The organism is Aestuariibaculum scopimerae (assembly GCF_059428085.1).
Window position 1 is genome coordinate 942,277 of the sequence record NZ_CM182089.1, and the last position, 12,790, is coordinate 955,066.

The 12,790-nt window shown below is 35.7% G+C and carries 9 protein-coding genes and 1 tRNA gene; 3 read left to right on the forward strand and 7 right to left on the reverse strand.

Going from position 1 to position 12,790, the window contains the following annotated elements; genetic code table 11:
- The first annotated feature begins 247 nt into the window (after positions 1-247).
- Positions 248-1,480, forward strand: a complete 1,233-nt coding sequence (locus AC5SR4_RS04160; protein WP_495358276.1) for a hypothetical protein — start codon at positions 248-250, stop codon at positions 1,478-1,480.
- A gap of 518 nt (positions 1,481-1,998) precedes the next feature.
- On the opposite strand, the gene AC5SR4_RS04165 is transcribed toward AC5SR4_RS04160, so the two are convergent.
- The 5 genes from AC5SR4_RS04165 to trxA all read right to left on the reverse strand — a co-directional run bounded on the left by AC5SR4_RS04165 (position 1,999) and on the right by trxA (position 6,665).
- Positions 1,999-2,075: transfer RNA gene (locus AC5SR4_RS04165), tRNA-Asp, on the reverse strand.
- A 79-nt stretch (positions 2,076-2,154) separates the two neighbouring features.
- Positions 2,155-3,084 carry a DUF58 domain-containing protein gene (locus AC5SR4_RS04170; protein ID WP_495358277.1) on the reverse strand — a complete coding sequence of 310 codons (930 nt, stop codon included), beginning with the start codon at positions 3,082-3,084 and terminating at the stop codon, positions 2,155-2,157.
- On the reverse strand, positions 3,081-5,657 hold the full coding sequence (locus AC5SR4_RS04175; RefSeq protein ID WP_495358278.1) for a M1 family metallopeptidase: 2,577 nt from the start codon (positions 5,655-5,657) through the stop codon (positions 3,081-3,083). Before AC5SR4_RS04175 ends, AC5SR4_RS04170 begins: the two co-directional genes overlap by 4 nt.
- A gap of 66 nt (positions 5,658-5,723) precedes the next feature.
- Positions 5,724-6,266, reverse strand: a complete 543-nt coding sequence (locus tag AC5SR4_RS04180; RefSeq protein ID WP_495358279.1) for a ClpP family protease — start codon at positions 6,264-6,266, stop codon at positions 5,724-5,726.
- 81 nt (positions 6,267-6,347) lie between these two features.
- Positions 6,348-6,665 (reverse strand): thioredoxin, encoded by a 318-nt coding sequence (gene trxA, locus AC5SR4_RS04185; RefSeq protein ID WP_495358280.1) that lies wholly within the window; start codon positions 6,663-6,665, stop codon positions 6,348-6,350.
- Between the two features lie 266 nt (positions 6,666-6,931).
- Between trxA and AC5SR4_RS04190 the strand changes: the two genes are divergently transcribed.
- Both AC5SR4_RS04190 and AC5SR4_RS04195 read left to right on the forward strand, forming a co-directional pair.
- Entirely contained in the window at positions 6,932-7,360 is a 429-nt protein-coding gene (locus AC5SR4_RS04190; RefSeq protein WP_495358281.1) for an SRPBCC family protein, read from the forward strand.
- The gene (locus AC5SR4_RS04195; RefSeq protein WP_495358282.1) at positions 7,350-7,676 is read left to right on the forward strand and encodes an ArsR/SmtB family transcription factor; all 327 of its coding nucleotides are present in this window, start codon (positions 7,350-7,352) and stop codon (positions 7,674-7,676) included. The genes AC5SR4_RS04190 and AC5SR4_RS04195 overlap by 11 nt, the downstream gene beginning before the upstream one ends.
- A gap of 39 nt (positions 7,677-7,715) precedes the next feature.
- Here the strand turns inward: AC5SR4_RS04195 and dnaE are convergent, their stop codons facing one another.
- Together dnaE and AC5SR4_RS04205 are read right to left on the reverse strand one after the other, a co-directional pair.
- Complete coding sequence (dnaE, locus tag AC5SR4_RS04200) at positions 7,716-12,104, reverse strand: DNA polymerase III subunit alpha (protein ID WP_495358283.1); 4,389 nt, start codon at positions 12,102-12,104, stop codon at positions 7,716-7,718.
- A gap of 158 nt (positions 12,105-12,262) precedes the next feature.
- Positions 12,263-12,712, reverse strand: a complete 450-nt coding sequence (locus tag AC5SR4_RS04205) for a ferritin-like domain-containing protein (RefSeq protein WP_495358284.1) — start codon at positions 12,710-12,712, stop codon at positions 12,263-12,265.
- Between the last annotated feature and the right edge of the window lie 78 nt (positions 12,713-12,790).

Below are 12,790 nucleotides of genomic sequence, written 5' to 3' on the forward strand. Positions count from 1 at the left end.
GTCTTAAACATATTTGAACATTCAAGTGTCATATACTTCACAACTATGTATAAATTAAAATACTAATATTTATAAACCATTGTATTTGTTTTGCCCCTTAACCATATTTTTTATATCTTTAACTAACTTATATTAAGTACCAATAGCTTTTATTCTCCCTATAGTTTCTATTGATAGTCATTTTTTAGATTAATCAATTAAACATTTTATTATGAAAGCTAAATTATCATTTATAGCCTTAACTACTTTGTTTTCCCTCACGTCATGTGTCAACAAAGTAAACGTTAGTACAACTGATTCTATTCCTCCTGAAGCCAGAATAAGTACAATTCAAAATGGAAAGGTCCATACTGTTTCAAGCAAGCAGCCTACTAATAAACAGGTGGAAGTCCTTGAGGGCACTGATGTATTCTTTCTTGCTAGCGGCATTGATTCATTGGGCATTAAGTCCATTACCGCTGAGGTTAAACAAAACGGCTCAATGAATATTAACAACCAACTACATACAGCTTTTACCAAAAATGCTAGAGCTATAGACAGTACAGGGTTGGGTATTGACCATGTATTTATTTCCGGCAAGCTCAATCCTGATTCTTCTGACTCTGAAATGCATATAATTAGTAAAGCAGAAGACCATGCTAATAATGAAAGTCTATCACCTACATTAATAATAGAATTCACAAAACATGCCGAAGCTAGATTATCCACTAACCTAACTTCCATTCAAAGAGGCGAATCTGCTAACCTAGTTTACGAAACAGATCATGCTGATAGTGTGATTTTAGATGGTAATGTAGTTTCCACTTTTAATGGCAGTCTTACAGTTTCGCCAACACAAAATAAAACATACATCCTTGAGGCTATCAATAATGTCTCTGTAGATAGAGACACTGTAACTATTGCTGTAAACCAGCCACCTAGCATGGCTTCAATTATTAGCTTTGACGCTAATCCATCAACAATTACAAGAGGGCAATCTACAACTCTTCGTTGGAATACACAAAATGCAACCAGTATTCAAATTAGTCCAGGAAACTTCTCATCTAATAATTCAAATGGATCAACATTAGTTAGTCCGTCAAGTACAACCACTTATACTTTAACAGCTATTAGTAGTTCAGGTAATATTCAAGCTACGACTAGAGTAACTGTAAATCCTCCAGCTTCTCAAGTAACTTGTTTAACGACTCCTCAATCTATTGTAATGTTTAACTATTTGGGGCAAATACCAAACGGTAATTATGTTTATGAGTTAGATTTGACCTCTAGCACAATATCCACTTTTAACAATAAACGGGTTACAAGCGTAAAAAACAAAAATAGTGTTTCTGTTGCATTATATAATGGCAATGATTTAGCTATACTAAGTCCAAATGAGACCACATCACAATTTAATATTATAATTTTCGAAAACAAATGGGTTTTAGAATCTACCCAATTTATAATATCTCCCCAGATAGAATTTTGTTATGAAAATTAAAAATGTTGGATTCAAAAAACAGATTTAGGGTACTTTTGAAGCACCCTACCCCGCCTCAAAGGTACGTGGACAGACCTAAAAGGTGAGACGACGTACCTTTTTACTGCGTTGGCCGAGCTTTGAGGTACGCTGGCGAACCTTTTTACTAGGACAGCGGACCTTTGAAGTGAGTCTGCCTACCTTTTTACTCCGTCGGTCGAGCTCGGGACTACGTTGACCGACCTTTTAGGTTCATCAACACATTTTATGAGTATAAGATTCTAAAAAAGATAATATATATTTAGAAAAAATCAGGGGGTACCTAACTGATTTTGTAGGCACTTTGGAGTATACATAATTAAGTCAAAAAAGCATCTAAAACAAAAAAGCATCCCAATCTTCTGTAAAGAAAAAAGGAAAGCTTTCCATTGGAATCCAAATTGCTTTGGTTTCACTACTTCCCAAAGAAACCTTTGGGAACAACACAACTTCTTTTTATTGCCAAAAAAAGCCCTAATCTCTTAGAGCTTTTAGCAATTTGGCGGTCTGGACGGGACTCGAACCCGCGACCTTCGCCGTGACAGGGCGACATTCTAACCAACTGAACTACCAGACCGTTGCATTATTGCGGTTGCAAATATACATGGCTTTTTTTATATGTCAAATCTTTTTTTGTCTTTTTTTACAAGATTTGTCTAAACAAACTTTTTACGCTCTACCATGTACGTGGTTAGTATATTATTAAAGGCTTCGTTAATATCAGCTTCAACATATTTTATTTTGTATTGCAGGCATTTAAGGCGTAGTGCATCAAAATAATTTGTTACTGCTGTACTGTAATTTTCTTTAATATTATCGGCATACAAATTAATATGGCTACCCGTTTCTACATCTATAAATTGCTTGGGTTTATTGTCGAAACTAAAATGAAGCTCTTTTTGCTTATCAAAAACATGAAATAATATAACTTCATGCTTGTTATACTTTAAATGACGTAAAGCTTCAAATAACTTTGTTTCGTCCTCTACTGTTTGGAACATATCGGTAAACAAAAAAATCATGGAACGCTTATGTATTTTTTCTGCTATTTGATGCAAATACAAATAGGTGTCTGTTTGCTTGTTTACGGGTTTTGAAACCACTAAGCCACTTAATTGGTTTAATAACATTTGGTGGTGGCGCTCACTGCCCTTCTCTGGGGCATAAAAATCGTAAGCATCACTATAAACACTTAACCCAACGGCATCGCGTTGCTTTTTTAGGATTTGCATTAACGATGCTGATGCTAAAACGGAAAATGCTATTTTGTTTAAGTTATTGATTGAAAAACTCTTGATTTCTGGATAGTGCATAGAGCTACTATTATCAATAATCATGTGGCATCGCAGATTGGTTTCATCATCATACCGCTTTGTGTAAAGCTTATCGGTCTTTGCGAACAATTTCCAGTCAATGTGCCTGGTACTTTCCCCCTGGTTGTATATTTTGTGCTCTGCAAATTCTGCGGAGAACCCATGAAACGGACTTTTATGCATGCCTGCTATAAACCCTTCTACCACTTGTTTGGCAAGTAACTCTAGGTTTTTAAACCCTTCTGCTTTATTAAGTTCCTCTTGTAAATTCATTGTTGCCAACGGTCTCTTATTAGTTTTGCACGGTATACATCGTCTGAAGCCTGTAACAATTTATTTTTTAAAACTAATGGAAAATCTGGATGGTCTTTTATAAACTGTTCCAATGTTTGATATGCTTCGGGGGAGGTATAACTTCCTATAGTGGCATTTAACCATGCTTTTGGGAAAAAGATGTCTCCTGTAAGCTGTATCTCTTCTACCAATTCCAAACACATTTTTAAATGCTTTTTTGCCGATTCCTGCCGCAATGGATGATGAATATTATGCAATGCAGATGCTACCCAACTTTCTTTTTCGCGATTTTTGGCATCGGCTAAAGATACCATAAAGGCATCGCGCAGCTCTACATTATTGGATAATGAGGGCAATAAAAATTCAAGACGTTTTTTTCTATCTGGGTTGGAAATATCACTTAGGGCCTTTTGTAAAATCACATCAGATTTAGGGTGATTATAAACGGCCAGCGTGCATGCCAAACCCGTGTAATCATCTTCATTTAATTTTAAATTTTTGATGGTTAGGGATTTATTCCAAATGCGATACAGGGTATCTTTGCCCGCTTTGGAATAAGCAATGGCCCTATACAAATAGAACAAGGTCTTTTTCATGCTTGTAGATAGGTTTTCTTTAACCAACCTGTCTTTTAATTTGACTTCCAGGTGCCTCCCTATTTCATCCCGTTGCTCTTGGGTTATATAATTCCAAAAAATAGCGCCTGTATAACCAATAATACTATTTAGGATAAGTTCTTCTTTTTCAATGGTAACACCTTCTATAAATACGTTTAAAGCTTTATTGGGCGGGATGTTTCCCAACAATACATTTTCATACAAATTTATATAACTGTACCCTCTGGCCACATCATCTTTAATGTGGGGTATCTGGTTTACATACAATGTGTCTAAGGGAAAAACACCATAACCAAAGGCATCGTAATTATAAATAATGGTTTGGGGCTTAGGCATTCCAACCAAAGTGTCTATTGTTTGTTTTTGCCTATTTATATTAATGGGAACCGTAACAACACTATCCTTATACACTAAACCAAGGCTAAAGTGTTGTGGCCAAATATTTGCACTACCATCTTCGGCTTGCTGCATAATCTCAAACCGTTCAATGGTATTATCTTTATATGTAACGGCATCGGTAATTATGGGTCGCCCAGATTTATTTACCCATACATTACTCCATTCATTTAAATCGTAACTACTTTCGGCATCTAGAATTGTTACAAGGTCGTTCCAGTCGGCATTACCATTAGCAAACTTCCTTATGTAATTGCGCATTCCCAACTTAAAGGCATCGGCCCCTAACAAAGCCTCAAGCTGGCGCATCATAATGGGTGCTTTATTATAAATAATACTACCATAAAGTGTTCCCGCATCTTTTAAGTTGCCTAAGTTTTGCTTTATAGGCGTGGCGCCTTTTGTTCTATCTTCCCCATAGGCCCCTGAATAATGCTCACTCATAAAGTTTAAGCGATGATTTACGTTCGGGAATGCTGGATTGGAAATTTTATCGGCCAAAAAATTTGCAAAAACTTCTTTAAGCCATACATCGTCAAACCAATTCATGGTTACCAAATCGCCAAACCACATATGGGCCGTTTCGTGCGCGATGAGTTTACAACGCCTCATTTTTTGATTTTGTGTAGCATTTTCGTCTAAAAATAACGAGGGCTCTCTATACTGAATGGCACCAACATGTTCCATACCACCGTATTGAAATCCTGGAATGGCAGCAAAATCCAATTTTTGAAACGGGAACTTATATTGGGTATAATCCTCTAAAAACAAAACGGATTCATGATGTCGTTTGAAAATTTCATCCGTGCTGGCTTTAATTTTATCTTCGTTATTTTCCCTGTAAAGGAAGTTCATGTTAAAGTCTCCCAATTGTTTATGGGCGCTATCAAAAACACCTGCTACAAATGAAAATAAATAGGTGCTCATGAGATCCGATTTTTTGAATTGGTATCTCATAAAGTCGCCTTTATTCTCTTTAAAATCCACATGAGATGGCCCTAGTACTTTCCAATCTTTGGGTACTGTAATATCTAGTACGTAATGTGCTTTTATGTTGGGTTGGTCAAAACATGGAAACAAAGTGCTGGCACGATCTGGCACTAAAAGTGTATATAAATAGTCTTCATTTCTATTCAAGGACTGCTCACCTGCATAAAATTGCACATTTACTGTATTACTGCCTTCTTTTAGATATTTAGCATTTATGATTAAATGCTCTTGTTGATGGATTACCGGAATTTGATTTTTGTTGACTGTTACGTGTTTTACATGGGTACTATCTACGTTAAAATCTAAATACAATGGATGCTTTAAATCATTGATTTGCAAATCCAAATCCAGTTGCGCCTCTATTTTCTCATCTTTGCTATTCGGAATATCCAAAGCTAAATGGTACACAACATTAGACACTTGCTTTTTTCTATAATTTGCTAAATCCAAAGAAATACCTGGACCCAATAAAGATGTTTCTACAGATTTTGAGTTATTGCAAGACACTAAAAAAAACAAGCTTAATATAGATGCATAAATTCTTAACATAGTTCCCTATTTAAGATAAAACTTAAAGACATGCAAAACACGCCTTTAAGTTTTATGTTAATATATTTATAATACCTGATCTACAATTCCGTAAGCAACAGATTCTTCGGCACCCATCCAATGGTCACGATTAAAATCTTTCATTACCTTATCAAAATCTTGACCACAATTATCGGCTAATATTTGTGCGCTTAATTCTTTGGTAAGCAAAATTTCTTTGGCTGTAATTTCTATGTCACTAGCTGGCCCGCGGGCACCACCACTTGGTTGGTGTATCATAACACGTGCATGGGGCTGTATAAAGCGTTTGCCCTTTTCGCCTGCTGAAAGTATAATGGATCCCATGGAAGCTGCAAAACCAGTACAGATTGTAGATACTTGACTGTTTAAGGATTTTATGCAATCGTATATAGCAAAGCCTGATGTTACATACCCTCCCGGACTATTGATATATAAATGTATATCTGAATTATTTAAAGCATCTAGGTACAATAAACGATCTATAACATGTTTCGCTGATTTGTCATCTACCTGCCCCCATAAAAAAACTTTACGTTGCTCTATTAATTTACTATCAATAGCATCTTGAACTTTTATTTTATCACTCATTATTTCTATTTAATTTTTATCTAAAATAAAAAAAGGTTTACCATAATGGCAAACCTTTTTACTTTTCTTTTTCTTTATTGATTATAAAAGCGAATCTATCGCTTCGGTATAAGCATTTTTGGGAGCAACTCCCACTTGTCTTCCAACCACTTCTCCATTTTGAAAAACCAGAACTGTAGGGATATTACGTACCCCGTACTTTGCTGCAAATTCTTGATTGGCATCTACATCTACTTTACCAACTACAGCTTTTCCATCATATTCATCACTAATTTGTTCTATAATGGGACCTACCATTCTACATGGTCCGCACCAAGCTGCCCAAAAATCAACAAGTACTGGTTTATCGCTTTTCAATACTGTTTCCTCAAACGTTGCATCTGTTATTTCTAATGCCATAATATTTATATTTTAATTCGTATTTTATTTTAATATCACAAAATTAGTCAAAAAAAACTCTAAAGCTTACAAGCTAACAATTTGTTTTGCTTATAGCCTTATTGTTTGTGGTTATTTTAACATTTTACCTATAAAAACCTAAGAGTTAATGGCTTTTAAAATATAGAATTATTGTTTTTAAGCAACCAATAGGTTGCGTAATTAAAATATTTGTTTTATTTTAGCAACCTATTAGTTGCATAATTAATTAAAAAAAATGAACAATTATGAATGATACTATTAAAAAAGAAGCCTTTTTTAGCCATTCTATTGATAAGGTTTGGAATGCTATTTCTAAGGCTGAAGAAATTTCTACTTGGTTTATTAAGGCCGATTTTAAAGCTGAAAAAGGGTACAAATACACCTTTACAGCAAGTGAAGAACACGGATGCATTTCTATTACAGGAGAAGTGAAATCTGCTAACCCTTTTACATTGATTTATACATGGATAGTACAAAACACAACAACAGAAACTACAGTATCATGGGAGTTGGAGTCTGTTGAAGGTGGTACAAAATTGTATTTAGAGCATTCCGGAATTTCAAATTATGAAGGTGATACTGCTATAAAAATGTTTGAAAGCTTTAATGGTGGTTGGAACAAATGTATTGCTGAACTATCTGGATATTTAAAAGAAGTGGTTAATGCAGGATAATATTACAAAACTATTTAAAGCCATTGCAGACCCAACAAGGCGTGAAATCTTTCACGCCTTAGTGATTGCGAGCTCTGCACTAAGTATTACACAAATTAGCAATCAATTTGATATTAGCAGGCAAGGAATTACAAAACATATTAAAACTCTTGAAGAAGCTGGCTTAATAGATATTGATACCAAAGGACGTGAGCGTTTTTGTATTGCGAATCCTGAACAGTTACAAGAAATTAATAAATGGCTGCAATTTTATTCGAAATTCTGGGATAATTCTTTACAAAACCTTGGAACTTATTTAGACCAAAAAAAATCTTAAACGCGACATATTTAGTTTATTAATGATATCTGTTTAATATTAATTGAGTTTAAACATCACATCATGGTTTATCAATTCATTAAGTAATTCTTGAGACACCTTAATCTTTTGTTTTCTACTGGGCATTTGCAATTTTATTTGCTCTTTATTATCGTACACCACAAAATTAAGTGCCTGATTACCAGGATGCATTTTCAATAGATCTTTTAGCTTTAGTATCTTGTCTTCTTTTAAATGATCAATATCTACTTGTATGGATAATTTTTTAGCATAGTTTTCCATCACATCATGCAATAACTGAAAACTATTAAATTGTAAACGCGGTTCACTTTTTTTGCCTGTATCTTTATTTATCCACCCTTCACGCACAAAAACTTTTACGAACACAAAGTTGTTTTTCATTAAAAAATGCCTAAACTTAAGGTATTCTTCCCCAAAAATACGGAACTCATAACTATCGTCATAATCTTCAACTGTGAACAATCCCCACCCTTTGCCTTGTTTGCTAACGCGATGCTGAACATCGGTTATTACACCACCAAAAACGAGCTCTCTATTTACAAAGGATTCTAAATTAGAAAACAAGCTTAAATTCGCATTACAGAAGGTCTTCATTTCAATTTTAAAGTCGTCTAAAGGATGCCCAGAAATATAAATACCTACAACCTCCCGTTCTTTGGCCAACTTTTCCATTGTACCCCATTCTTCGCATGGTGGTACTTCTGGCTCGGCTATTTGGATATCACTGGCATCACCAAACAAACTTACTTGTGCTGAGTTTTCATTTTCTTGATGCTTATTCCCATAACGAATGGCTTTTTCCAAAAAGGTAATTCCATCACCATCATCATGGAAATATTGTGCCCTATGGGTGTTCTTAAAACAATCAAACCCGCCAGCCAATGCTAAGTTCTCAAAGGCTTTTTTATTGGCTGCCCTTAAATCTATCCGTTTTGCAAAATCAAAAATGGACTTATAATGCCCTGCTTCTTTTCTGTTTTCCACGATGGTTTTTACGGCACCATGCCCTACTCCTTTAATGGCACCCATTCCAAAACGAACCGCATTATCTTTATTCACCGAAAACTTATAATAACTTTCATTTACATCGGGCCCCAGAACATTAAGCTTCATACGCTTACATTCTTCCATAAAAAACGTTACTTGCTTAATATCGTTCATATTGTTTGATAGTACTGCAGCCATATATTCTGCCGGATAGTGTGCTTTTAAATAGGCCGTTTGATAGGCTATCCAGGCATAACACGTTGAGTGGGATTTATTGAAGGCATAACTTGCAAAGGCCTCCCAATCTTTCCAAACTTTCTCTAAAATTTTAGCATCATGCCCTTTAGCACTGGCCTGCTCAATAAATTTGGGTTTCATTTTGTCCAGAACCGCAATTTGCTTTTTACCCATAGCCTTACGTAAAACATCGGCTTCACCTTTGGTAAATCCTGCCAACTTTTGTGACAATAACATTACTTGCTCTTGGTAAACAGTAATACCATAGGTTTCCTTAAGATATTCTTCCATGGCAGGTAAATCGTAATCAATAGCCTCATCACCATGTTTTCTGCGTACAAAGCTTGGTATATATTCCATAGGCCCTGGACGGTACAAGGCATTCATGGCTATCAAATCTTCAAAGACCGTTGGTTTTAAATCCCTAAGGTGTTTTTGCATTCCAGGCGACTCGTATTGAAACACTCCTACGGTTTCACCACGCTGGAACAGAGCATAGGTTTCTTCATCATCTAAAGGGAACGTTTCAGGATTCAACTCAATGCCATGCTTGGCTTTAACAATTTTTACAGTATCCTTAATTAAGGTCAATGTTTTTAACCCCAAGAAATCCATTTTAAGCAAGCCTGCTTCTTCTACAACTGAATTGTCGAACTGAGTAACATATAAATCGGAATCTTTTGCTGTTGCTACGGGCACAAACTTGGTAATATCATCTGGCGTAATAATAACACCACATGCATGGATGCCTGTATTTCTAACCGAACCTTCCAATGTTCTTGCTAGATTAACGGTTTCGGCTTCTAAATCTTCGCCTTCTGAAATGTTTATAAGCTGATTGACTTTTTCTAAGTCTTCTGCCCTAAATTTACCACTCAACTCCTTTTCGCTTAAACCGAATATTTTATTCAGTTTGGACATGGTAGGAATAAGCTTGGCTATTCTATCGGCATCAAACAAAGGCAAATCCAATACTCTTGCGGTATCACGAATGGATGATTTTGCAGCCATGGTACCGTAAGTAATAATTTGTGCAACTTGATTGGCACCATACTTATTGATAACGTAATCCATCACACGACTTCGGCCTTCGTCATCAAAATCAATATCGATATCGGGCATACTAATACGATCTGGATTTAAGAAACGCTCAAAAAGCAAATCGTACTGTAAAGGATCTATATTAGTAATCCATAAACAATAGGCTACTACAGATCCTGCTGCCGAGCCTCGTCCAGGCCCAACTGACACATCCATATTTCGTGCCTCTCGAATAAAGTCTTCCACTATTAAGAAATACCCTGGATAGCCGGTATTCTCTATAACGCTTAGCTCAAAATCTATGCGCTCTTTTATTTCTTCTGAAAGTTCCTCGCCATAACGCTTCTTGGCGCCTTCGTAAGTTAAATGCCTTAAATAAGCATTTTCTCCGCGTTTACCACCATCCAACAAGTCGTCTTCATGCTTAAACTGTTCAGGAATATCAAAAGCTGGAAGCAACACATCACGAGCCAATTCATAAGCTTCTACCTTATCAACAATTTCCTGAATATTACTTATAGCCTCAGGAATATCCTTAAAAAGATTTTTCATGTCTTCGGAAGACTTGAAATAATAGTCTTGATTGGGCAACCCATAGCGGTAACCTCGTCCGCGCCCTATAGGAGTTGCTTGCTTTTCACCGTCTTTTACACATAATAAAATATCATGTGCGTTGGCATCTTCTTTTTTACAATAGTAGGTATTATTGGTAGCAACTACTTTTATGTCGTGCTTTTTTGAAAACTCGATCAACACAGGGTTTACACGATTTTCATCTTCTTGATTATGGCGCATGAGCTCGATATACAAATCATCGCCAAACTGTTCTTTCCACCAAAGCAAAGCTTCTTCAGCCTGATTTTCGCCAATGTTCAAAATCTTACTGGGCACTTCACCATATAAACTTCCTGTTAGTACAATAAGATCTTCTTTGTACTGCTCTATAAGTTTTTTATCAATTCTGGGTAAATAATAAAATCCATTTACAAAGGCATGTGACGATAATTTGGCTAGGTTGTGGTAACCCTTTTTGTTTTTTGCCAACAACACTATTTGGTAACCATTGTCTTTTCTTGTTTTATCTAAATGGTTCTCGCATACAAAAAACTCACACCCTATAATGGGCTTTATTTCTTTAACTTTAGGCGTCTCTCCATTTTCAATAGCGGCTTCTATTTTGGCCTTAACAGATCGGTTATAGTTGCTAACTGCTTTTACAAAGTGAAAAGCCCCCATCATATTCGCATGATCGGTCAATGCAACTGCCGGCATGTTGTGCTCGGCCGCGGCTGAAACCAAATCGGCCACACTAATAGTTGATTGCAAGACCGAAAATTGCGAGTGGTTATGAAGATGTACAAAATCTACCTCCTTTAACTCTGATATGTTTTGTTTTATTTCTTCGGAAGAAATCTGGCTTCCCTCAGCTTTCTTAATGCGCTCCCTAATTTTTTTGCTCTCCTCCTTAAGGTTAATGTGCTTTAATCCTATAAGTTGAATTTCACTGGGATTGGCTTCTTTGAAATTTTGAAAATAATCTGGCTGAACATCTAATTGTTCTTGGGTATATTCCTCTAATCTGATAAGTTCGAAAAAACAGCGTGTTGTTGCTTCAACATCGGCAGTTGCATTATGGGCTTCGGCAAATGGTTGCTTAAATAAATATTCATGTAATTCAGTTAGAGTTGGTAGTTTAAACTTACCATAACGTCCTCCTGGAATTTGACATAGCTCTGCCGTATGTTCAGTACAAGTATCTAAAACTGGTAATTCTTGCAGTGGATTATCAATTGCTGCTCTTACAAACTCAGCTCCCATAATATTAAGGTCGAATTTCACATTTTGACCTACAACAAATTTGGTTTTATTCAAAGCTTCGTTAAACCTTTCTAAAACGACTTTTAGGGGCATGCCCTGCTCATGGGCCAACTCAGTAGAAATACCATGCACTTTCTCAGCGTCATACGGAATGTTAAAGCCTTCTGGTTGCACCAAATAATCTTGGTGATCGATACAGTTTCCCATAGCATCGTGTAGTTGCCATGCAATTTGTATGCAACGTGGCCAATTATCGGTATCTGTAATGGGTGCGTCCCATCGTTTGGGCAATCCAGTTGTTTCTGTATCGAAAATTAAGTACATGCGTAAGTTTATTTATTTGTCATTAAGTTGTTTATAAAAAACAAACTTAGCTCATAAAAATACATAGAAATTCCTCTTTTTGGAAGCTAAGTTATAAACAGTTGTAAACAAAAAAAGCGCAACCCAATGGATTGCGCTCATTTATATTAAACTATCGTTTAAGACACTAATGCTTCATGAACTTTTTCAGTATTAATAGCTGCCTGAATGGCATTTTTTTGCTTAATTAATAAGGAGTCTAGACTTGGTGGTAAGGTCCGGTCTTTCAGTATTTCATTATATTCTTCCAGACTGGCCTCTTCGCCTTTAATCGCCTCCTCTAAAATAACCTCAGCATTGTTAGAACTAAAAAGCGATTTTAAACTTGTCCAATTTCTATGAACTGTTCCTTTAAAGCTTCCTGAATCTTCCGGCATTTCACCATAGCGTATAATTTCTGTTCTAAGTTCTTTGGCAAATTCACTTCTTTCAGAGGCTCTTCTTTTAAAGAACATTTTAAGTCTTTTGTCCTCAACTTTATCAATAGCATTTAAATACCCTTTTTCGGCATCATAATTCTTTACTAATAATTCATTTAATTTGTTTGAAATTTTTTCACTGTACTTCATAATAGTCATTTTCATTTTTAAATTCCAATAAATTCTTTAAAGATGCGTATTGTTTCACATCACTGTATATAATGTATG

Excerpts from the sequence above, each read along its gene's own strand:
- AC5SR4_RS04175 (WP_495358278.1), bottom strand. The coding sequence starts at position 5,657 with ATGTTAAGAATTTATGCATCTATATTAAGCTTGTTTTTTTTAGTGTCT.
- AC5SR4_RS04190 (WP_495358281.1), top strand. The coding sequence starts at position 6,932 with ATGAATGATACTATTAAAAAAGAAGCCTTTTTTAGCCATTCTATTGAT.
- trxA (WP_495358280.1), bottom strand. The coding sequence starts at position 6,665 with ATGGCATTAGAAATAACAGATGCAACGTTTGAGGAAACAGTATTGAAA.
- AC5SR4_RS04180 (WP_495358279.1), bottom strand. The coding sequence starts at position 6,266 with ATGAGTGATAAAATAAAAGTTCAAGATGCTATTGATAGTAAATTAATA.
- AC5SR4_RS04170 (WP_495358277.1), bottom strand. The coding sequence starts at position 3,084 with ATGAATTTACAAGAGGAACTTAATAAAGCAGAAGGGTTTAAAAACCTA.
- AC5SR4_RS04195 (WP_495358282.1), top strand. The coding sequence starts at position 7,350 with ATGCAGGATAATATTACAAAACTATTTAAAGCCATTGCAGACCCAACA.
- AC5SR4_RS04205 (WP_495358284.1), bottom strand. The coding sequence starts at position 12,712 with ATGAAGTACAGTGAAAAAATTTCAAACAAATTAAATGAATTATTAGTA.
- dnaE (WP_495358283.1), bottom strand. The coding sequence starts at position 12,104 with ATGTACTTAATTTTCGATACAGAAACAACTGGATTGCCCAAACGATGG.